Annotated in this window: 15 protein-coding genes; 4 read left to right on the top strand and 11 right to left on the bottom strand. The window is 35.4% G+C overall.

All coding sequences use genetic code 11. The annotated features are described in order from the left end of the window. The 5 genes from VGE71_RS09255 to VGE71_RS09275 form a co-directional block, all read right to left on the bottom strand. On the bottom strand, positions 1–2,180 hold a 2,180-nt coding region (locus VGE71_RS09255; RefSeq protein WP_331138066.1), incomplete at its 3' end, for a glycoside hydrolase family 2 TIM barrel-domain containing protein. A 209-nt stretch (positions 2,181–2,389) separates the two neighbouring features. After that, positions 2,390–3,514, bottom strand: coding sequence for a glycosylase (locus VGE71_RS09260; protein WP_331138067.1), 1,125 nt, complete (start codon positions 3,512–3,514; stop codon positions 2,390–2,392). Between the two features lie 308 nt (positions 3,515–3,822). Continuing rightward, entirely contained in the window at positions 3,823–5,502 is a 1,680-nt protein-coding gene (locus tag VGE71_RS09265) for a hypothetical protein (protein ID WP_331138068.1), read from the bottom strand. Positions 5,503–5,714: 212 nt separating this feature from the next. Further along, the gene (locus VGE71_RS09270) at positions 5,715–7,901 is read right to left on the bottom strand and encodes an alpha-rhamnosidase (RefSeq protein WP_331138069.1); all 2,187 of its coding nucleotides are present in this window, start codon (positions 7,899–7,901) and stop codon (positions 5,715–5,717) included. A gap of 354 nt (positions 7,902–8,255) precedes the next feature. After that, complete coding sequence (locus VGE71_RS09275) at positions 8,256–9,047, bottom strand: helix-turn-helix transcriptional regulator (RefSeq protein ID WP_331138070.1); 792 nt, start codon at positions 9,045–9,047, stop codon at positions 8,256–8,258. Between the two features lie 127 nt (positions 9,048–9,174). On the opposite strand from VGE71_RS09275, the gene VGE71_RS09280 reads away from it, so the two are divergent. Then, positions 9,175–10,383, top strand: coding sequence for an MFS transporter (locus VGE71_RS09280; RefSeq protein ID WP_331138071.1), 1,209 nt, complete (start codon positions 9,175–9,177; stop codon positions 10,381–10,383). 353 nt (positions 10,384–10,736) lie between these two features. After that, the gene (locus VGE71_RS09285; RefSeq protein ID WP_331138072.1) at positions 10,737–12,107 is read left to right on the top strand and encodes a phosphatidylserine decarboxylase family protein; all 1,371 of its coding nucleotides are present in this window, start codon (positions 10,737–10,739) and stop codon (positions 12,105–12,107) included. Positions 12,108–12,322: 215 nt separating this feature from the next. Here VGE71_RS09285 and VGE71_RS09290 read toward each other — a convergent pair whose 3' ends face one another. The 3 genes from VGE71_RS09290 to VGE71_RS09300 form a co-directional block, all read right to left on the bottom strand. Beyond that, complete coding sequence (locus VGE71_RS09290; protein WP_331138073.1) at positions 12,323–13,903, bottom strand: sodium:solute symporter; 1,581 nt, start codon at positions 13,901–13,903, stop codon at positions 12,323–12,325. After that, positions 13,900–14,964: a Gfo/Idh/MocA family oxidoreductase gene (locus VGE71_RS09295; protein ID WP_331138074.1), complete on the bottom strand. Its 1,065-nt coding sequence runs from the start codon at positions 14,962–14,964 to the stop codon at positions 13,900–13,902. The genes VGE71_RS09290 and VGE71_RS09295 overlap by 4 nt, the downstream gene beginning before the upstream one ends. Positions 14,965–15,095: 131 nt before the next feature. Then, positions 15,096–17,615 carry a right-handed parallel beta-helix repeat-containing protein gene (locus VGE71_RS09300; protein WP_331138075.1) on the bottom strand — a complete coding sequence of 840 codons (2,520 nt, stop codon included), beginning with the start codon at positions 17,613–17,615 and terminating at the stop codon, positions 15,096–15,098. Positions 17,616–18,062: 447 nt separating this feature from the next. On the opposite strand from VGE71_RS09300, the gene VGE71_RS09305 reads away from it, so the two are divergent. Together VGE71_RS09305 and pelA are read left to right on the top strand one after the other, a co-directional pair. Next, positions 18,063–19,724 carry a glycoside hydrolase family 28 protein gene (locus VGE71_RS09305; protein ID WP_331138076.1) on the top strand — a complete coding sequence of 554 codons (1,662 nt, stop codon included), beginning with the start codon at positions 18,063–18,065 and terminating at the stop codon, positions 19,722–19,724. Positions 19,725–19,736: 12 nt separating this feature from the next. After that, on the top strand, positions 19,737–20,921 hold the full coding sequence (pelA, locus tag VGE71_RS09310; RefSeq protein WP_331138077.1) for a pectate lyase: 1,185 nt from the start codon (positions 19,737–19,739) through the stop codon (positions 20,919–20,921). A gap of 427 nt (positions 20,922–21,348) precedes the next feature. Here the strand turns inward: pelA and VGE71_RS09315 are convergent, their stop codons facing one another. The 3 genes from VGE71_RS09315 to VGE71_RS09325 all read right to left on the bottom strand — a co-directional run bounded on the left by VGE71_RS09315 (position 21,349) and on the right by VGE71_RS09325 (position 24,193). After that, positions 21,349–22,185, bottom strand: coding sequence for an amidohydrolase family protein (locus VGE71_RS09315; RefSeq protein ID WP_331138078.1), 837 nt, complete (start codon positions 22,183–22,185; stop codon positions 21,349–21,351). 6 nt (positions 22,186–22,191) lie between these two features. Then, on the bottom strand, positions 22,192–22,989 hold the full coding sequence (locus VGE71_RS09320; RefSeq protein WP_331138079.1) for an SDR family oxidoreductase: 798 nt from the start codon (positions 22,987–22,989) through the stop codon (positions 22,192–22,194). A 190-nt stretch (positions 22,990–23,179) separates the two neighbouring features. Beyond that, the gene (locus VGE71_RS09325; RefSeq protein ID WP_331138080.1) at positions 23,180–24,193 is read right to left on the bottom strand and encodes a zinc-binding alcohol dehydrogenase family protein; all 1,014 of its coding nucleotides are present in this window, start codon (positions 24,191–24,193) and stop codon (positions 23,180–23,182) included. Between the last annotated feature and the right edge of the window lie 18 nt (positions 24,194–24,211).

A 24,211-nucleotide genomic window follows, 5' to 3' on the forward strand; every position in this document is an offset into this window, starting at 1 on the left:
ACTTTTAAAACAGGAACATAACCTTCTAAAGATTTAACCGCCTGACGATTTTTAATTTCTAATTGATTTCCGTTTAAAGTTGAAATCGCTGGTTGATATACCCATTTATTTTCAAAAATCGAACCTTTTGGTTTTCCGTTAGAATCAACAATTCCTTTTGTATTGAAATTTCCGTCATGGTATTTTTCACCAAAATCTCCTCCATGCGCAAAATAATTCTGACCCGATCTTGAATCAAATTTCACTAAACCTTGGTCTTTAAATTCCCAAATACAGCCTCCAATAACTCTTGGAAGCGAGCGGAATTCATCCCATAATTCTTTTAGATTCCCAACTGAATTCCCCATTGCATGAGAATATTCAACGAAAATAATTGGTCTTGTATCTTTCTTTTGATCTACTAAAAACTTCGGTGTGAAAACGCCTGGATAAAAACGGCTCACCATATCTACATACGAATCGTCTTGCGGGTTTTCGAATCTATAAGCGTGATCGATTGTTTTTGGATATCTTGGATCAAGCGGGTCGATGTAACCGTCTAATTTTGCATTTCCTTGCGCTGGCTCATAATGTACTGGACGTGTAATATCGAAATCGTGAACCCAACCCGACATTGCCGAGTGATTTGGTCCTTTTCCTCCTTCGTTACCTAAACTCCACATTACCACAGACGGATGGTTTTTATCGCGTTCTACCATTCTGATCATACGTTCCATGTAAGCATTTGTCCACTGTGGATCGTTGCTTAACTTACCGCCAATTCCGTGTGTTTCTTGGTTGGCTTCGTCCATAACCATAATTCCGTATTGGTCGCATAATTCGTAGAAATAAGGATCGTTTGGATAATGGCTCGTACGTATAAAGTTGAAATTAAACTTTTTAATCGTCGTAATATCTTGTTTGATGTCTTCTCTCGTAACCGCTTTTCCTCTTGTTGGATGATGATCGTGACGGTTTACGCCATACACATAAGTCTCTTTTCCGTTGATGAGCATTTTTCCGTTTTCTTTCGAGAATTCAATCGAACGGAAACCAACTTTACAGCTTTTGGCTTCTGTAACATTTCCGTTTTTGTCTTTTATAGAAATGACCATCGTATATAAATTCGGTTCTTCTGAACTCCATTTTTTAGGATTTTTAATATTCTCTTGGAAGAATCCAAAGCGAACATTGTCCAAACGAGGATAACTTTCGTTGATCAAATCGATCACCGGTCTTTGAAGTGGTTCTTTGAACATTGCCGTATTATTGGCATCGTACAACTGAACATTCATCGTATAATCTTTTATTTTTTCTCCTGTAAGGTTTTCTACTTTTGGTCTTAGTTTGAAAATAGCATCTTTGTATTCCTTGTCTAATTTCGTTTGAACAAAGAAATCTTGAATACGCAATTTTGGTTCTGCCATAATGAAAACTTCACGTTGGATTCCGCTCATGCGCCAATGATCCTGATCTTCTAAATAAGAACCATCTGTCCAACGAATTACGCGAACTGAAACTACATTTTCTCCTGCTTTTAAATATGGCGTAACATCAAATTCTGAGGGCAAGAAACTATCTTCTCCGTATCCTAAAAATTCTCCGTTTAACCATACTTCAAAACCTGAACTAACTGCTCCAAAATGTAATGTAACGGTCATATCTTTCCAATTTTCAGGAACGGTAAAACTTCTTTGGTAAGAACCTACTCCATTATAATCTTTAGGAATATAAGGCGGATTTATAGGTCTAAAAGGATAAACAGCACTTTTATAAATTGGATTATCATACCCTTTCATTTCCCAGTTGGAAGGCACTTCGATTTTATCCCAACCTGAAACGGTATTTTTATAGAAATCTTTTGAAGCTAAATTTAAATTTACTGCATATTTAAAATTCCAATCGCCGTTCAGCATTTGGATTCGGCTTTTGGTTCTATCACCTTTTAAAGCGTCTTCAACACTGGTGTACGAGTATGCAGTTGCTCTCGAAGGCTGTCTGTTGATGCTTGTAATCGTTGGATCTTCCCAAGGCGCAAATTCATATTTTTTATGAAGTTCTGGAACTCCTGCTGGTTCTCCTGTTACGGATTGGGCCTGTATTGTGTAAGATGTGAATAGTAAAATGTAAAATGTGAATACTGATTTTGGTATCGAAAATCGAAACCTTGAAAAGTGATTATTTTGAATTGGTTGAAACATTATAATTTATTTTTTTATTCGCCTTTTTTTGTCATTTCGACGAAGGAGAAATCTCCGTAAGTAACTCCGCAATGTGAGTCAAATCTTTGTAGAGTTTCTCGCGGAGATTTCTCCTTCGTCGAAATGACAAAACTGTGTCTTTATTTATTTTCTCCGTTATTAAACCTAACAGGTTTTTAAAACCTGTTAGGTTTGAAACGTACTATATCTTAGTTCTTCTTTTTCTTCTCAGGTGGAGCCACAAAATTCATTTTGCTTTTTCCTAAATCTTTAGAAGTTGCGATTGCGATTCCTCTTTGTTCTGCTTTGTTAACAGCACAATAAAAATGATACACAACACCATCATGTTTTACAACAAAAGATTTATGAGCAAACATATCATCGTAAGGTTCAGATGATTTCACTAAATCCTCTCCTTTCCAGTCGGTCCAGTTGACTAAATCATTTGAAACGGCGAAACGGTTAAATGCACCTTGATCCCATCCCGTCCAGAAAGCTCCAAAATAGAACATTACCCAAGTATCATTAATACGCTGAATATAAGCATCTCCAGAAATTCCTTTATGATGATTGATTAACGGTTTATTGCCATAACGCTCCCAATGTTTCATATCATTTGATACCGCCATCGCAATTCGCTCTGCACCTTTAGCTGGATTGATACTATCACCACGGGCATTGTAATACATGATAAAATTGTGCCCTGTCAATTTATCCTTATCACGAATCACACTATTTTTATACATTGTGCTATTATCCCACCATTTAGCATCCTTGTCTTTTGGCGTTAAAACCGGATTTTCTAATCTTTGAAATTCGTGTGGTTTTGTCGGCGCTTCTTTCGTATAAGCCATTCCGATTGATAAAACGCCAGCTTCATAACCTTTGCTGTCTCCACCAAAATAACTCATCCAGTATTTGTCATCGTATTTTTCCCATTCATAACTTCCTCCCCAAGTCATGTCTTGCAACGAAATATAACCTGCTTTTTGGTTGACATCCCAGTATTTTTCATTTTCTGAGAATGACATTACTTTTCCTAGATGCTTCCAGTCTAGTAAATTGTCGCTTTCCGCTAACCAAGTTTCATAACCTCTTCCATCATAAATTAAGTATGTCATGTACCATTTGCCGTCTTTTCTGAAAACGCTCGGACAGTCCATTTTATAAGAGTTGTCCGTTGGAACCATCACCAAACCGTATTTGTAAGGCGTTTTTATTTCCTCATAAATTTCCTGCATTACGCTGTCGGTAATTTCTCTTTTCTTGTATTTGGTTGCACAGCTTGTTAGGACAACTGCTGAAATGGTTAGGATTAGATACTTAATTTTCATTTTTTGGTTATGTTTTGTTTGCTTTTGCCACGAGGGCGCTAAGACTCTAAGTTTATTTTTTTCTTTGTGACTTTGTGTCTTTGCGAGATTAATTCTAAGCTTTATTTATTGCTCTCGCAAAGTCGCTAAGGCGCAAAGTTTTTTTATTTTTCTCTCGCAGATTTTACAGATTTAGCTGATTTTTTTATCTGCTTGATCTGCAAAATCTGCGGGAAACTTTAATTTATTTCTTTAACTAAAATAAAATCTGTGCAAATCAGCACCTTTACGAAGTAAATCCGTTTAATCTGCGTTCTATTTATGCTCAATTATTTCTTCAATTCTTTTAACTTAGATTCCATCACATCTTTATTCAATTTGACTTTTATCATTCCTGTTGGGTGAAATCTTCTTTTTAAATCTATTGCGTTATAAACTATGGTGTAAACGTCATTTCCTTCTGGGATTAAGCATAATGGCGTTCTCATAATATCCCACCATTTATCAACTTTGGTTTCGATTGGTAAATAATGTGCTTCTGACCAATTAACGCCGTCTGCTGATAATGAATACGCAATCATATTTGGTAAATGATGTCCCCAGCCGTCTGGACCTCCGTCGAAAATTGCGATGTACAATCCGTTTGGTAATTGGCTTACAATTGGATTTTCAACAAAAAGCGGATGCATGGTTTTAATTGGCTCCAAACCTTTGTTCATTCTCAACCAAGGACCTTCTAAACTTTTTGATTCGGCTAAAGCCACAAACCAGCCTTTTCCTGATTTCTTTGGATAATCTGCCCAAGAATTAAACGGATAAGCTCCACTGTAAAATCCGAAATATTTGTCGCCTACTTGATACGGAAAAAAAGAAGCCACACCTTGACGACCTTCCCAAGGTTGAGAATCTAATCCTGGTTCCATAATGATTCCCATATCTTTATAAGGACCACCGATTCCATTGATTCCTTCAACAGTCGATTCGCAACGCCAAATTCTTCCGAATGAGTGATTTGGTTCTATTTCTTTACTAACAGTATAAGCCAAATAATAGCCGTACCATTTGTTTGCTTTTTCATTAAAAACTGGCATGTAAGACCAAATTGCCGCTCGACGATCATTCATTGGGTTGTCATCTTCGGTTACGGCATAAGTTCCGCTTGCTTGATAGATAGTAGATTCTCTTTTCCAATGAATCGCATCTTTACTTGTCCAATGTCCGATTTTGGTTTTTACACGATCATAGTAATAATCAACACCTTTTTCTCCTGCTCTTTCTGTTGGAAACATATGATAGGTATCACCAACTTTTACAACGCGTCCACCTTCAAAACCACCTTGAATTCCATCAGTTCCAGACATTCCTTCATCAATAACCGGTTTATTTTCTCCGCCAATAACTTCAAAAAGCGGTTTTTCATCTGAAAATCCTTCAACGATAAATGTTGGATTCCAAAGTTTTCCATCTGGCAATTTAGCATCTCTTGCATTCAACTGTTGATCGCTTTTTAAAACTCCTAAAACAGTAAACAATCCTTTTTGATTTGGTAAAATAGTGTGAGTTCCTTTTCCGTAAGGAACTGCATAAACATCAACAGGCGGTAAACCCGTAATGGTAGCTCCATTTGAAATAATCTCATTGTTATTTCCAATTTGATTCACTTGAAGATACTCCCCATTTTTATCCTGAAAAACACCAACCAAAACCATTACAGGTTCTTTAAACTTTAATTGTAATGGAGTGTTTGTTCCGTTTTTGTATTTATCTAATGGAAGTTCAATTCCTGTCAATCCTTGTAATTCTGGAGCTAAACGAACGATATTGTGTTTGCTTCCTGAAAAAACATGAGCGTATTGAGTAGTTTTGAAAGTTTTGTAATTTGATTTTACGATTTCAAATGAGGCTGGTTTCCATAATGCGTTTTGGGCTGTTGCTTGAATGCAGATAGCAAACAGCATTAGGAAAGCAATTTTTACTTTGAAATTGGATGTTGTGTCTTTTGAAAACATTGGTTTTTATTTTTTTGAGTTTTTTTGTCATTCCGACGAAGGAGGAATCACACTAGAAATTCCTCAAGTATAATCGAAAATCTTTGTGGAGTTACTTGCGGAGATTTCTCCTTCGTCGAAATGACAAAACTATCGTTGTAATCTTTGTGGTTACGAGTGTGATTCCTCCTTCGTCGGAATGACAAACTGTAACGATAAACTTAACTTAAAACTTAAATCGCTTTATAATTTATTACATACTCCACATTTGGCTTCACAATCAGCTGATATTTATTTTTTGCTAATTCTGTAATTGTTCCTGAGTTTGTTTTTGGTTTGCTTGCACTTTTGAAAATTAATTTTCCTTCTCCTTCACCTGCTTTTACTTTAATTTCTTTGGTACTGCAATACACAGCAACTTCTCCGTTTGGTGTTGGAACTTTTCCTTCCATCCATTTTAAACCTCCTAAATTTGGTTTGATTTCATATTCTGAATAACCTGGAGCGGTTGGTTTTACACCTAAATAATATTTTCCTAATAAGTAAATCGGACTTGCTCCCCACGCGTGGCAAAGGCTTTTTCCGTAAGGGCGACCGTACATTTCTAAATGGTCTTTTCCACTTTGTTTTGGATCGTATTTTTCCCAGAATGATGTTGCTCCGAGATTTAACATTCCGCCCCAATAATCGCGAATTTCATTAAGAACAAATTTCTGTTCGTCCATTGCGCACAAGGCTTCTAACTCATAAAAACGCATGTAAGGCGTTGTAATTTGAAGAACATCTTTATTCAGTAATACTTTATTTTTCACACTTTGCTTTTGTTCTTCATTAAAATAATTGAAGAAAATACCAAACATATTAGCGTATCTGGTTACAATATTTTGCATTTTTCCATCGATACGCTGATGTTTCATTACGTTTTCTTTTTTATCCCAAAAGACATCAAATAAGTTGGTTTTTAAATCGGCAGCTAATTTTTGATATTGTCTTTGGTCTTCATTTTTACCAGCGATTTCAGCGCTAACAGCCATGGCTTCTAAACTTCTTGCCAAAAGCATTTGTTCAAAACTAACTTCTCCTGTCTTTGGCAATCCATCTGCCCAATCAATAAAAACCCAGTCGCCTTCTAGTGGCTCTAAGAATCCGTTTTTGTTTCTTCTTTCTAAACAGAAATCCATCAATGATTTCATTCTTGGATAGTATGTTTTGATGAATTTTGTATCACCTGTGTGTAAGTAGTAATCGTAAACACCTACAAACCAATACAACGAATAATCCATAATGATATTAACGTGAGCCGTTACAGGATCTTTTCCGCGAAGCGCTGACATTGTTCGTTCAACAGAAGGCGAATCAAAGAACAAATAATAGTTCATTAAATAACTTTGATACGCATCTCCAGACCAAACCCAACGGTCACGTTTGATTCCGTCAATAAAAAATTCACGAGAAGTTAAATGCATCGTGTAAGCCGACACATCCCAAATTTTATTCAATAATTGATCTGAAGATTTGAAGGCGCCACGATAATCTAATGGCAGATATTCATAAAGCATCGAAATCGAATCGTATTTCACACCTGCATCTGCTTGTACTTGAACATAGCGGAATGCTTTTGATCCATCGTGCGTGTAAGTTTCAGATTGTTTTCCATCGAAAGATAAATGATCTAAAGTTTCGCATTTCGCAGAATCCAAAGCTTCTTCACGAGATTCGCCGTAATAAAGGGCTACTTTACCTTTTCCTTTTAAACCGTGAATTTTGATGTAACCAAAAGTTTCTTTTCCGAAATCTACTAATTCACCACCCGCTATTTTTTCTGTTTTCTTAGCACTTAATGGTTTGGTTGTTAATTTAAATTCAGAAGGTTTATTTTCTGCCGAATCAAAATTCCAAGAACCAACAGGAACCCAAGGCGTACCAGATTGTTGTGCTTTTCCGGCTTCGTCAATCCAAAGTTTATCTTCATTGGTTACTTTCCAAGAGGAATCAGATTTCACATATTGACCAGAAATATAAATCGCTGGCAATACTTCCTGATTGTAAACTTTAAAAGAAATTTTGTGTTTTCCATCAGGAATTTTTATTGATTTTGGCTGTCCATAAATTTGAACGCCATCTAAAAGTAATTGAAAAGGTCCTTCAGAGAATATTTTCACTTCATCTGGCTTTGGAATATCTACTTCGGTTTGAAAAGTCACCAAAGCATAAGGGCTATAATATTGCCAAAGTGGCGGAAAAACTGCTTCGCGTTCTGTACGTCTTACTTGCATTTTATTGCTCAACCAAACTTCGAAATCGCCTGGATACCAAATCCATGTCGCTTCTTTTGATTTTTCCTGTGCAGATACTAGAGAACAACAAAAAAAAGCAACATAAAGAAATAAAATTTTAAAAACGGAAGAGCGGTTTAGCATAGTAAGTTTATTTTGGGACTAAAGATAAGTGTTATAATTACATTTCACAACCTGTACTGTCCTGTTATTTCATAAATGATCGCACTATTTGATAATTTTTTAAGGGAAAAATTATGGGGTATCACTTTTTTAGTATTAAAAAAAATGATGTTGAGATTTTTACGTACGCTGATGACACGGATTCGCTTTCGCGAAGACGCTGATTTACGCGGATTTTAATTATATCAACGTAGCAAGCTTTGTCAAAGTTTAAAACTTTGACAAAGCTATTGATGATAATAAAAAAAAAAAAAAACGTGTTCACCCGCGTCTTCGCGAAAGTGAATCCGTTTTATCCGCGTCCTAATCTATAGTTTAAGCAATCAGTTTTTCAGATTCGTTCTCATCTTCCAAAATATAATTAGAAGGTGTTGTTCCTAAATGTTTCTTGAACATAAAAATGAAAGCGCTAGCTGTTTCGTAACCTAAATCTAAAGCGATTTCTTTTATAGATTGTTTTTCTCCCAATCTTTTAATGGCTTCCAGTAATTTCATTCGCGTACGCCAATCGCTGAAATTCATTCCTAATTCTTTTATGAATAAGCGTGATAAAGTTCGGCTGCTCATAAAAGAAAGTTCAGCATAATAATCAATATTTTGTTTGCTGGCAATGTCATTCATTAAAAGTTCAACCACTTTTTGAAGTCTTTCGTTGTTTGTAGTTGGCAAGAAAGTGGCGCTTGGAATAATTAATGCTAATTCATCCAAAAAAACAGCAATTATTCTTCTTTGTGATTCACTTAAGTTTCCGCTTGTTCCAAAAGAAATGATTTTGAAAACTAATTGTTTCAAAAACATCGGAATATCAAATGAAAAACTCTTTTCTGGCAATCCTTTCATTGCAGACGGATCGATAAAAACGCTATAATAATTTACATCTTTCTGAAAAGTAACCTGATGCTCTACTCCACCGGGAAGCCACAAACCTTGAAGCGGATTTACAACCCAAATATTATTTCCTACCACAACATTCATAACGCCGCGTGTCGCATAGATTAACTGACCTCTTGGATGCGAATGGGAAATACACTCTTCGTTGGTTACCATTTCGGTATAACCAATAACTGGGATCGAGGAATCAACTTGATATCCAAAATCCGTTGCCATTCTATATGTCCGATATTGACTATTCATTGTCCAAATATAGCAATTTTGACATTCTAATTTGTTTCAATTTTGTAAAAAAATAATTCAGCTGTTATTTTTAAAATTACCATTAATCTAAATATAACTCATGGAAACCGTTAAAGTACAACCAGAAGTAATTAAAAAAACAACGTATTCGATACTTTTTATAATCAGCTTTTCGCATTTAATCAATGACCTTTTACAAGCTGTTGTCCCTTCAATTTATCCGCTTATTAAAGACAATTTTGGACTGAGCTTTACGCAGATCGGAATTATCACTTTTACTTACCAAATCGTAGCTTCAATCCTGCAGCCTTTTGTTGGAATGTATACCGATAAAAATTCTAGACCCTATTCTTTAGTTATTGGAATGTGTTTTACGATGACTGGATTATTTCTAGTGTCTATCGCGACTAGTTTTGTTTTCTTATTAATGTCAGTAAGCTTAATCGGAATTGGATCTTCTATTTTCCACCCAGAATCTTCTCGTGTAGCGCATTTGGCTTCGGGCGGTAAAAAAGGATTGGCGCAGTCTATCTTTCAATTAGGAGGAAATGCAGGAAGTGCCATCGGACCTTTATTGGCGGCTTTTATTATCATTCCGCATGGACAAAGTTATGTAGCTTGGTTTTGTATTATTGCTTTAATTGGCGTTTTTACTTTGTACAGAATTGCGATTTGGTATACTGCTCATTTATCTGAAAGAATGGCTAATAAATCAGCTCATAAAATTGAAACGCACCATTTATCTAAAAACCGTGTAATTGCTTCATTAGTTATTCTATTGGTTTTAATTTTCTCTAAATACTTCTACATGAGCAGCATTACGAGTTATTATACTTTCTTTTTGATTGATAAATTCCATATTTCAATTCAGCAGTCACAAGTATACTTATTCTTGTTCTCTGGAGCTGTTGCAGCAGGAACTTTAATTGGAGGACCAATTGGTGACCGTTTTGGAAGAAAATATGTAATCTGGGTTTCTATTCTTGGAGTTGCTCCGTTTACTTTGATGTTGCCTTATGTCTCTTTATTCTGGGTTGGAACTTTATCTGTAATTATCGGATTGATTCTTTCTTCGGCTTTCTCTGCAATCTTAGTTTATGCAACCGAATTAATGCCAGGAAAAGTTGGCTTAGTAGCAGGTCTTTTCTTTGGATTTGCTTTCGGAATGGGCGGATTAGGTTCTGCTGTTTTAGGAAAAATTGCCGATGCTACAAGTATTGAATATGTATTTAAAATTTGTGCATTCCTGCCTTTGATTGGAATTATTACTGGATTTTTACCGAATATTGAAGGGAGAAAGAAGGCTTAATTTTTAAGTTTTGCAGCGAAGTCGCTAAGGCGCAAAATTTATTTTAAATATTATAATTCAATTGCGTCCAGCTTTAGCTGGATAAAAATTAACACAAAGCTCAAAAGGCTTTAGCCAAACTACACGTTTTTTGGCTAAAGCCTTTTTCTATTCTTACTTTATACCTCCAGCTAAAACTGGAGGCAATTCATAAAAAAGAAATTTCATTATATAAAAATTTTCCTATAATCATTTTTTTGGTTTCCTATCCACAATACAGGCTTTTCATAACATAAAAACAGGCTTTCGTAACTAATTAAAATTTTCAAATTATTTTCTGAAATACCTTAGTTATTAATTTAACCTAAAAAATTATGGAAACAACTACATTTATCAAAGCAAAGCAATTATTAGGAAGCTGGTTGCCCCAAGACCCGCAAATTATTGAAAATTGGACACAGAAAATTAGGAACTTTACCAAAAAATATCCAACATTTCTCATTCCAGAAATTGCCGAATTTCAAAATCTAGTATATTCAGACCCTGTTTTGTATGCGAATGTGCAAGGAATGTTTGCCGAAGCTCATTTTCTAAAAAAACAAACTCCTTTGGTTTGGGAACCAGAACCTATGACTTTTGAAGATTTCCTTTATTTACTAAACGGAATCATGAGAACTGCTCCAGAAGCTTATCAAACTGGTGCTCCCGGAAATCAAACTCCTGCAGGTATGATTGGTTTTCCAATTAATGCCCTTTTAGCGTGGCCAATGGCAACCAGTTTTGGGTATGATGTTTTTTCAAATGCATTGGTTAATCAGCAATTAAAAAAAATATTAAAGTATTGGTCTAAATTCTTGACTTCAGAAGATTCTAGATATGTTTTGATAGACAATGATGCTTCAGAAAATGTAATTGCATGGTTGAGCGAATTAGCACAATCTGAAATGATGCAAGTTGCCAAAGGTGCTTTAGGTTTAGAACCGAATCCTATTCCTGTCAACGCCACATTTTCTGATGTTTTTCAGTCCAATACTTCAGATCCGTATTACGGATTTAAAAGTTGGGATGATTTTTTTACCAGATTGTTTTGCAAAAATATACGTCCAGTAACTGCACCTAATGACGATTCGATTATTGTAAACGCTTGTGAGTCGGCACCTTTGCAAGTAGCTAAAAATGTAGCTTTGTCGGATCAATTTTGGTTAAAAGGACAGCCGTATTCATTAGAAAACATGATGAATTTTGATGAATTAGCTCCTCAATTTGATGGAGGAACAGTTTATCAGGCTTTTTTGAGTGCTTTGAGCTACCATCGCTGGCACAGTCCTGTAAACGGCAGAATCGTAAAAACGGAAATTGTAAACGGTACTTATTATTTAGAAAATCTCTATCAAGGTTTCTACAATCCAGACGGACCTGATGCAAGCGCGCCTAACAATTCACAACCTTTTTTAACAGCAGTTGCCACCAGAGCTCTCATATTTATTGAGGCAGATAATCCAGCCATTGGACTTATGTGTGTAATTCCTGTCGGGATGGCAGAAGTTTCCAGCTGTCAAATTACAGTAAAAGCGGGCGACATTGTAAAAAAAGGTGACGAACTGGGAATGTTTCATTTTGGAGGTTCTACACACTGTCTGATTTTTAGACCGGGTGTTAATTTAGATTTCACTACTTATGAAAATCCAGGTTTGGACGCTCCTAATAATATTCGTGTAAATACACAAATAGCAAAAGTGATTTAGATTGTGCTTCGCAAGCAATTTCTCTCTATAAATGTAAAAACACATAACGTTCTTTGAATGTTATGTGTTTTTAAGTTGAAACCTTGGGCTATGTTTGAGATTCTTTGCCTAAAAAAATAATTAAGCTCGCAAAGTCGCTAAGACGCAAAGTTTGTTTTTTAAAAACTTAAAAGAAATAAACTTTGCGTCTTAGCGACTTTGCGAGCAATTTCTATTTAATGGAAATTGAAAATTAGATACAAAACAAAGATTGTCAAGCCTAATAGGCCAAATAACACTTTGACTTTCTTACTAGTTTTAGGAATATCTGTTTCATCTGAAACATTAAGTTCAGGATTCTTATCAACTAAAGAAATAATCACCGCAGTAATTAAAAGCACAGCAAAAATGTAAAACGAAATCAATAAAAAGTGAGGCCAAACTGGGTATTTATCGGCTGGGAAAATCCACAAGTATAAAACTCCAACAAATAAACTAAAAGCAGAACCCCAAGAAAGCGTTGCATTTACGGCTTTTTTAGTGGTGCGTTTCCAGAAAACACTCAAAAGGAACACAACAGATAACGAAGGCGCCAAGAAACCTAAAACTGCCTGAAAAATGTTGAATAAATTCTGTCCTTTGATATTGTCAATTGCAACGGCAATCAAAATCGCAAATACACAACCAGCAGCAATCGTTAAACGACCAATTCTAATCTGGTCTTTAATAGTCGCTGTCGGGTTGATTTTCTTTACATAAATATCATTCGTAAAAACGGTGCTCAAAGCATTCAGTGAAGAACCAATTGTTCCTACCAAAACGGCAATCATTACGCAGATTACCAAACCGTTCATTCCGCTTGGGAAAAGGTTCGTAACCATTGTCATATAAGCTAAATCGGAGTTTTCTCCTAATTCAGGATACAAAGCGTAGCACAAAATTCCAGGCAAAATAAATAGCGGAAGCGCCATCACTTTCAGCCATCCAATGAAGTTCACTCCAAGTTGTCCTTGCTCTAGGTTTTTCGCTCCTAAAACACTCTGCACCATTGATTGGTCCGTACAGAAAAAAGCAACTGCAGCAACAGGATATCCTAATAAAATAGCTGGCCATGGATAACTTGCATCATCAGAAGGACGAACTAAATTCCAAAAATTTGATGGTGTTTTTGCTGCTAAAGCTTCGATTCCGCCCACTTTCTGCAATCCTAAATACGAAAGCGTTAATGAAACTACAATCAGTAGAATCATCTGAAAAACGTTGACTTTTGCAATCGCTTTTAATCCACCTGCAAAAGTGAAAATTCCAGAGAAAATCACTAAAACGGTAACGCTTTGCCACATCGGAATTCCCAAAATCTGACGTACTAAAACACCTCCACTGAATAATCCTAAAGACAACCAGCTTACTAATATTTTTACCAAAGCGTACCAAGCCAAAATGTTTTGAGTACTGTCGCCGTAGCGTTTTCCCATATACTCGGGCATGGTGCTTACTTTACTCGCAATATAACGCGGTGCAAAAACCATCGCCAAAAGCAGTAAAAAAACAAAAGCATACCATTCGAAATTTCCTGCTACAATTCCCGTTGCGTAACCAATACTAGCAAAGGCTAATAAAGACGACGGACCAACATTGGTTCCCCACATATTAAACCCGATGCTGTACCAGTTTAATGAATTTCCAGCCAAGAAAAGCGTTTCGTCTTTCTTTCTCTGCTTGACACTTACCACATAACCAATGATTAATAATGCGACTAAATAACCAGCCACAATTACAAAATCAAGTGTTGTTAATTTATCGTAGATACTGTTCATAGTCCGTATTCATTAAGAATATCCGCAATTTTAACCGGCATTCCAGTTTGCAGCGATTTGTCCATTGCTTGTAATAAAGCTACGGTTCCAATTCCTTCTTCCATGTTTGGATAGGCTTCGAAATTCTGTTCGATACTATCTACAAAATATTCTAAATAATTCTGATATTCTCCGCCATGATGACTTTGTCCTTCAAAACGGAAATAATATTTTAAAGTGCTGTCGCCCCAAGTAATTACTTTTTCTTCGCCAGTTTTATCAGTAACCGCATAACGCAATTCGTGATAATCGGCTTGGCTTGCGCCTTCTGTTGCTCTCAAAATGGTACTCATGCCGCTATCGCGTTGCGCTGGCTGAGTTGGCGAAGTATAAACACCACTTACACGGGCAATTCTACCGTCAGTTGCTTTAAAAATAAAGTGCATCGTATCTTCATTTTTCAATCCCGCCGATTGTCCATTAGCGCTAATCATTCCGTAACCCATAACTTCCTGAATGTTTGGAAGATACCATCTTATGAAATCTACAGGATGGCTCAAACCTCCGTACAACCATTTAAATGACTGTAAAAGCGACCATTCTTTCTTTAAAAACCATCTATGGTCAGCATGATACTGGGCTTCAATGGTAATCAAATCTCCAATTAATCCTGCTTCGTAATCTGCTCTTTGTCTTTTTGCTGGTTCGAAGAAACGTGAACTTTGTCCAATGAAAACCTTTTTTCCTGTCGATTTACTTAATTCTAAGAGTTCTTTAGCATCAGATAAATCATCGATGAACGGTTTTGTACAAACAACATGTTTTCCACTTAACAAAGCTTGTTTTACGTGTTGTGCATGCAAATGATCTGGCGTATAAATCGCGATAATATCAATCGATTCATCATTCAATAAATCATCATAATTGGTGGTGTACGAATGAAAATCGAATTCTTTTGCTCTCTGCTTGCAGATTTCTTCGTTTCTGTCGCACACTTTTACAAGTTCTAATTTTGAACTTTCTAAGGCTGCCGACATTGTGCTTCGTCCTTCTCCAAGTCCGAGAATGGCTATTTTTAACATGGGTTGTGGTTATTTTAGATTGTTGATTTTAGATTTTTAGATTGTTTTTTAGCCACAGATTAAAAGGATTAAAATGATTTTTTCTAATCTGTGAAAATCCTTTAATCTGTGGCAAAATATTTCTCAACGTATTATTTTTTTGTTTCTATTTCTACTTTGTTTAAGAAAATCCAAGTCTCATCTGGTTTTGTGCCATCGATACCACTTTGGTATTTTTTCATTAAGGCATTCCAGTCGTCTACACGCGGATTGTTTTGTGTTGTTTTCGGATTTAATTTATCCAGATTTTCACCTTTCGGAATACTGATTACCAAGATTAATTGTCTGTCTTTTTTAAAGACTTGCAACTGCTGGAAATCAGCATTACAAAAACCTTTTGCTACTTCTGGCCATTTCTCGAATTGCGTTTTATGATATTCTACATATTCTTTCTGCAGTTTTTCATCAGCAGGAAGATTGGCAGTTAAAACCACATTTTCCCAATCTGATGCTGGTTTTGAATCTTTGCATCTTTCGAAGTTTTGGAAATCGTAAACCAAATCATCGTATATTTTAATTTCTAAAGAAGGAAAAGCGCCCGCCAATTTTCTCTTAGTTCTTTCTGGCTGATTCATTTTTCCGTAAATCACCAAATGATTTTTCCATTGGTACAATTCCTGCCCCACGATTCTGAATCCAACCAAAGTTGATTTAATTTTTTCGATATCAAAATCAGAACCTATCAATTCAATTGCATACGGTTTAGGCATTTCCTGCAATCCCCATTTTTCGTCGATTACAACTTCTTTTTCTAAATCTTTGTAAGGCGCTCTAATTCCGGCATCATCTTTAATTTTTGTGCTTACATACGGATCGTTGTGTTCCCAGATATTTCCTTTTGGACCGTTATGATTTTTTAAGATTTTCTTTTCAGCAATCCAGTTATTTTTAATCGTAAAACCTTCAGAACCTTCATCGGTATACAAATACAACCATAAAAACGGGTCGTGTGCATAAGGACTGTTGTAAACCTTGTCAATATAATTTTCTTCTATTCGGCTTCCAGGTTGTGCAGAAAGCGTGTAGATTCCAGCTACATCGTGTAAATGTTTTGCGTAATGATGAATTTTATTTCCTAAAATTTTATTGTTCTGCATTACGTTCGGCGTATGCGTCCAACCCCAACCCATTGCAATTCCAGAGTACGATACATCTGAAATTTCGTTGTGTTCAATTGTAATATTTCTAACAAAACCAGCACTGATTCCTAAAGTTCCCCAATCTTCATTGGTTACGTTCGTAATTAAATTATCAGCTATTACTTCATCAGAACACATTTCTCTTTCATCTTTTATGATTAAAGGCAAATGCGCTTCAAAAGCTTCTTCAGAGAAAATCCCAACATTAATGGCGCTTCCGCCAATATCTTTAAATAAATTTCCTTTTATTGTATTGTGATTTGTTCCTTTATTTAAATCTAAACCAGTCGAAGCCAAATGCTCAAAACGGCAAGACTCAAACTGAATGTTATTCGAATAATTCACTTCAACTGCTGCGCGAGGTCTTCCAACCCAAGCCTGATTTTCTAAATTCGCCTGATTTGGAGTTCCTGGTTGTTTCAATTTATAAGCGTCTAACAAATACAAACCGGATTGCAAAGGAACATGACCTTGCTGCGAAGGACGAAGCCAGTTGCTGTATTGAAATGAAATTCCTTTAAATCTAAAATGCCTTACAGGAGAATCGATTGTTCCTTTTACTTCCACTAAATTTTCTAAAACTGGCGCTGTAACTGTAACCGAATTAATTTCTTCACCAGCTCTTGGAATGTAATAGATTTTAGCATTTTTCTTGTCTAAATACCATTCTCCAGGTTCATTTAAAAGTGAAAAAGCATTGTTTAAGAAGTAAGCCGAATTTCCATTGTTTTTAGAAATCCACGGTGCTGGCCACGGATGCTCGCTTTGAATACGGCTTTCTGGTTCTTCAAACGAAAGTTTGGCGCTGTCTTTTTGTACTTCAATATTTTTGATACGAAGATTCGCATTTGACCACCATTGCACAATAAACATTTCCATTCCTGGCTCATACTTAACCGATTTATCTTTAAACGGAATCCAACACGTTTGCTCTTCGTGATTCCATGAAAGAATACGTTCCATTGTAGTTCCAGTCGTATTTTTGGCTCTTACGGCTTTTTTACCATTTACCCATAATTGTCTGTAATCGATAATGCTTCCTGCTTTTTTTGGAGCATCAGCAACCCAAACAGTACCTTTTTTAAGTCCGTTTATAACTGTTGTCGATTTTGTCCAATTTTTGATTTCAATTCCACCACTGATAATTGGTTTTGCGTTTACATCGGCTTCGATTGTAGTCGGACTATCTGCTGTTCCAGAATCTTCAGGTCTTACAAACAACGGTTCGTTTAAGTAATACGTTCCCTTCATTACTATAATTCTAATTCCGTCTTTTACTGATGTATCTTTTAGTCGACGAAGTTCTCTGGCTTTTCGCATTGCCATATGAACTGTTGCCAACGGACTCTCTTTTGTTCCCGAATTTTTATCGTTCCCTTTTGGAGAAACCCAAATTTCAGCCCCACTCATAGAAAATGAAGTGACGATTAACAAAAAGACAACGAGTATTTTAGTAATAGAATTTAAGCGCATTATTTAGATTTTTGATTTTTTTCTTGGAATAAAATTATTAGGCATTCAATAGAAGCAGTAATTATTTTACAAATAAATGTATTTTTAACACTTTTACCAAATAATTCGTCTAATATAAAGGAACATAAAATTACGACCATCCTGTACCCTCCTGTAATCTTCAGACTTAGAACGTTATTTTGATGTTATTAAAGATTTCATTAGTAAAAATTTATTTATGTTTTTGATTCCAACTAATCGGTAAAAAAATCAAATTCATAAAAATTCTGTTATAATTTAATCAAAATTATAGTTTGGTAATATTTTTTTAATAGATTTGTGTAATCGATTACATTATCAATTTGTAGTTTTTAAAATGGAAATTTTATTCATCATCTAAAAAAATACAAATTAAAAAATCGACTTGACATCTAGTATCATTAAAAAACAACCATAATACAAATCAGAATGAAAACTAACTTAACTAACCTTTTTTGTACTGCCGTGAGCATTTTGGCATTGAGCTTCTCCAATCCCAGCAATGCCCAAAAAGCAAATGACTACAATGTCGAATTTACTATGTCAAAAATTAATGAACCTGTTATTCCAAATAACACCGTAAACATTAAAGACTTTGGAGCGGTAAACGGCGGATACGTGTTAAACACAAAAGCATTTGCAGATGCCATAGATGCTGTTTCAAAAAAAGGTGGTGGAAAAGTCGTTATTCCTCCAGGAATCTGGCTTACGGGACCAATCATTCTAAAAAGCAATATCGAATTGCATGCTGAAAGAGGCGCTTTGATTAAATTTTCTACCGACAAATCTCTTTATCCTCTTATAGAAACCAATTTTGAGGGATTAAATACATGGAGATGCATCTCTCCTATTTATGGTAAAAACCTTGAAAACATTGCTTTTACAGGAAATGGTGTTTGGGATGGTTCTGGAGAAGTTTGGAGACAGGTTAAAAAAGGTAAATTGACTGAAAGCCAATGGAAAGAAGTTATTTCAAGAGGTGGCGTTTTAAATAAAGAAAAAACGAGTTGGTATCCATCAGAGATTTTCATGAATGCTTCTAAAGGTGCCGACCAAAATGTTCGTCCTGACTTAAAAACAAAAGAAGAATTCGAAAAAATTCATGATTTCCTTCGTCCTGTACTGGTAAGTATTCAAAACAGTAAAAGAGTTTTATTTGACGGACCTGTTTTTCAAAATTCACCGGCATGGAACATTCACCCTTTTATGGTTGAAGATTTAATTGTTAGAAATACAACGGTTCGTAACCCGTGGTATTCGCAAAACGGAGACGGTCTTGACGTAGAATGCTGTAAAAATGTATTGGTTGAAAATTCAAGTTTCGATGTTGGAGACGATGCCATTTGTATTAAGTCTGGTAAAGATAAAGACGGACGCGAAAGAGGTGTTCCTTGCGAAAATATTATTGTGAGAAACAATATCGTATATCACGGTCACGGAGGAGTTACAGTTGGTAGCGAAATGTCTGGTGGTGTAAAAAACCTTCACGTTTCAAACTGTACCTTTATGGGAACTGATGTGGGTTTACGTTTCAAAAGTGCTCGCGGAAGAGGTGGTGTTGTAGAAAACATCTTTATTTCGGATGTATTTATGACTGATATTCCTTCACAGGCTATTTCTTTCAATTTGTATTATGGAGGAAAATCTATTGCTGAAACTTTAGAAGAAGGCGGAGATAAAATCGTAAATAAAGCAATGCCTGTAACGGTTGAAACACCTCAATTCAAGAATATTTCAATTAAAAATATTACGATTAAAGGTGCTCAGCAAGCTGTATTTTTACAAGGTCTTCCTGAAATGAATTTAGAAAATATTGAAATTACCAATTTAATTGCCAAAGCTGAAAAAGGTTTTTCAATTATTGATGCTAAAGGACTAAAAATTACCAACGTACAATTGGACATTGAAGCTAAAAATGCTTTTGAGATTTATAATGCTCAGAATCTTACTTTAAAGAATGTAGAATTTAAACCTTCTTCGGCAAACACTATTACAATTGATGGTGGAGTAACTAAAAATGTCGACTTAAGTGGTTTATCTAAAACTACAACAGTTGGAAAAGATGTTCCTAAAAAAGCGGTAAAATTCTAAAAACAGGGAGGTATGTTTAAAGCGAATTCCATAAACGGCTCAAAATTGCTTTTAGCAACTTTTTGTACACTTTCATTTGTATGTTCGAATGCGCAATCAAGTGAAATCAGTACAAAACCTTTTACAGACGGCACCAATCATTGGTATTTTATTAAAGACAAAACCAATATCATAAATCCGATTCCGAATCAGCCGAAATATGCCGAAACGGATTACACCAAAATCGCCGATAACATTCTGTATTTCCAGCGTGATAATGGCGGATGGCCGAAGAATTATGATATGAAAGCCATTCTAACGCCACAGCAGATTGATAGTGTCGTTAAAACGAAATATATTGAACATACGACTTTTGATAATGAAACGACTTACACGCATATTCATTATTTAGCGCAGGTTTATACACTTACAAAAGACCAAAAATATAAAGATGGTTGTTTACGTGGAATTAATTTCACTTTAAAAGCGCAATACTCAAACGGTGGCTGGCCTCAATATTTTCCTTTGGAAAAAGGTTACAGTCGTCATATTACGTTTAACGACGGAGCGTATATGGGAATTATGAATCTCTTAAAAAAGATTGTAAATAATGATCCAGATTATGCTTTTATTGATGCTAAAACCAGAAAAAAAGTTGCCAAGGTTTACGAAAATGGTTTAGACTGTATTTTAAAAATGCAGATTAAAGACAATGGAAAACTAACAGCATGGTGTCAACAACATGATGAAATAACACTTGAACCTGCTTGGGCGCGTAAATTTGAACCGCCAAGCATCTGCAATGCTGAAAGTGTTGATATTGTTTTGTTTTTAATGGACATTAATAATCCGAATGAAAGGGTTATTAATGCTGTTCAAAGTGCTGTAAAATGGTTTCAGGATTCTAAAATTTACAATACCAGAGTAGAAAGTTTTCAAGCTCCCGAAATGGAATCAAAATACAAGAAAATCAAAAATGATGTGAGAATTGTAAACGACCCAACAGCACCGCCGATTTGGACGCGTTACTATGAGCTTAAAACACATAAACCTTTATTCAGCGACCGTGATAGCGAGCTTTTATATTCTCTTGCAGAAGTAAGCCGTGAACGAAGAACAGGTTATGCGTGGTATACAGATAAACCTGAAAAAGCTTTGAAAAAATATCCAGAATGGCAGAAGAAATGGGCGCCAAATACGGATGTTTTGAAGAAGTAAAATATTAATTCTAAATTTTTTAGCCACAGATTAAAGGATTAAAATGATTTAAAAAAAATCTATAAAATCCCTTTAATCTGTGGCTTTTTTTGTTTTCTATTTAAAACATAGCCCATGGTTTCAACCATGGGAGACAAAGATGGAAAAACGTTGCGTTCCCATGGTTGAAACCATGGGCTATATTTGATCGTATCATTTGTCATTTTGAATAAAGAAAAAAATATAAATTCTAAAAATTCAAATTCAACCTGTTTAGTGCTCCAGCGGAGCAAAATATTTATAGAATATTAGCAACACATAATGAAAAAAGCTCCAGCGGAGCGACATATAATTATAAAAAACATGTCGCTCCGCTGGAGCTTTATATTGTAAACGTGTATTTCTAGCTATAGATATTTCGCTTCTCTGAAGCTTACAAAATTAGATACTAATCATTCAGATTATAGAATGAAATTGCATTCTCAAACCAAATCTTATTCTGGTCTTCGACTGAAAATTTCGAAATATAATCTTCTAAAGTTTTTACAACTTCATTATAATCTGAAGCAACATTTAAAACTGGCCAATCTGACCCGTACATTAATTTATCAACTGAGAAGTTTTCAAATATTACATCTAGGTATGGTTTCAAATCTTCTGATTTCCAGTTTTTCCAATCTGCTTCTGTGACCATTCCGGAGATTTTACAGTAAACGTTGTCGTATTTTGCGATTTCTTCGATGCCTTTCTTCCAAGAATCAATGCTTCCTAATTTGATATCTGGTTTGGCAATATGGTCAATCACAAATCGCTGATTTGGGAAGTCTTTTACCAAACTAATTGCAGCTGGTAATTGACGTTCGAAAATTAAAATATCATACGTATAATCGAATGATTTTAAAGCTTGGATTCCGTTTCTAAAAGCTTCTCCAAACATAAAATCGTCTGGTTCGCCTTGAACAACGTGCCTAAAACCTTTTAGTTTTTTTTGATTGGAAAAGAATTGTAAACGTTCTTCAATATTTTCATTTCTTAAATCTATCCAACCGACAACACCTTTTATGAAATCATTTTTTGAAGCTAAATCCAATAAAAAATGCGTTTCATCTTCTGATTGACTTGCCTGAACTGCAACGCAACCTTCAAATTGATTTTCTTTTAAAATTGGCTGTAAATCTTCAGGCAAAAAATCTCTCTGAATATTTTGCATGGTTTCATCAATCCAGCTATCTCTAACGGGATCAAACTTCCAAAAATGCTGATGGGAATCAATTCTTTTACTCATAATTTTTTAGTTAACATCGCTGATTAATGCGCGGTCTAAATGTACGTAACCTCCATCCACAAAAACAAATTGTCCTGTAGTATGCGATGATTTTTCTGAAATAACGAAAAGTGCTGTATCTGCAATTTCTTCTGTCTTAGTCATTCTGCTTTCTAGTGGAATACTTTTATTGATTTTATTCAAAACCGTTTGTCCGTCTGGCAATGTTTTAATCCAATCTTCATAAGCTGGCGTATAACTTTCAGCAATAATAATCGCGTTAGAACGAATTCCAAACTGAATCAAATCTACCGCCCATTCTCTTGTTAATCCCAAAACTCCGCCTTTCGCAGCAGCGTAACCAGAAGTACCGCCTTGTCCTGTCAAAGCCACTTTTGAACCAATATTTAAGATATTTCCTTTTGATTCTTTCAAATACGGAAGTGAATATTTAGCCAAAAGAAAATAACTTACCACATTCAATTTCAAAGAATTCATGAAATCTTCGTAGCTAGAATCTAATCCTGCTCCGTCATTTACTCCAACATTATTGATTATGGCATCGATTCTACCGTATTTCGCAGCAATTACTTTTACGGCATTTTCTATTGCAACCGGGTCGGTTACATCAGTTTGCACAAATAAAGAATTAACGCCTCTATTTTGAAGTCTTTCTGCGTATTCAAAACCTCTTGCATTTCTATCAACCAAAACTGGAATAGCGCCTTCATCTGCCAATCTATTGACAATCGTTTCTCCAATACTGCCTTCTTTTCCAGCCGAACCAGAAACGACAACAATTTTATTTTTTAAGTTTAAATCCATTTTTCGTGGTTATTTAAAGTTATAGTTTTCCTCATTTTTTGTCATCCTGACGAAGGAAGGATCTCCGTAAGTAGCTCCGTCTAGAAATTTGCCAATCTTTATAGAGTTTCTTGCGGAGATTTGCTTCTCCTATTCGCTATCGCTCGAATCTCCTTCGTCGAAATAACAAACAGTACTTTATAATATACTTTTACTCAATTTCAATTAAAGCTTTAATCACATTATTTTTAGGATCAGTTAGATCTTTAAAATTAGTAATCATACTTTCAAAACTCGTTCTGTGCGTTATGTATTTCTTAGGATCTATTTTTCCTTCTTTCAAACATTTCATTACATATTCGAAATCTTCAATAGTTGCATTTCTACTGCTCATCAAAGTCGATTCTCTTTTGTGGAAATCTGGATGACTGAAACTCAATTCTCCTTTTTGAAGTCCAACCAAAACGAATCTTCCACCGTGTGAAATATAATTGAAAGCGCTATTCATCACTTTCTGATTTCCTGTTGCATCAATTACCACATTTGCCATATCTCCGTTTGTCAATTCAGCCAATTTTGCTGCAACATCATCGTTTAACGGATTAATCGTTTCATCTGCTTGCAATTGCTCTTTACAGAAATTCAAACGGTAATCGTTGATATCCATTACGATCACTTTTGCACCAGCGATTTTAGCAAACTGAATCAAACCAATTCCGATTGGCCCTGCTCCCATTACCAAAACCGTATCTGTAGCTTTAACAGCCGCTCTTCTAACACCATGCGCTGCAATTGCCAAAGGCTCAACCAATGCCAATTCATCGTAATCTAAACCTTGACCATGCAATAAATATTGTTCCGGAATCGAAACATATTCGGCCATTCCACCATCAATATGAACTCCAAAAACTTTAATATTTACACAGCAGTTGGTCAATCCGTTTCTGCAGGCAACACATTTTCCGCAATTAAAATACGGAATAAAAGTTACTTTATCTCCTGGTTTAAAACCTTCGGCATTTCCTTTTACATATTCTGCAGCCAATTCGTGACCTAAAATTCTTGGATATTCAAAATAAGGCTGAGTTCCGCCAAAAGCATGAATATCAGTTCCGCAGATACCAATTCTTTTAATTTTCAATAAAACTTCACCTTCTTTTGGTTCTGGAATATTCGTTTCTTTAAGTAGAAATTCCTGCGGTTTTTCGCAAACAATATATTTCATTTTGTACTTTCTTAATTT

The organism is Flavobacterium sp. (assembly GCF_036405015.1).
Lineage (GTDB): Bacteria > Bacteroidota > Bacteroidia > Flavobacteriales > Flavobacteriaceae > Flavobacterium.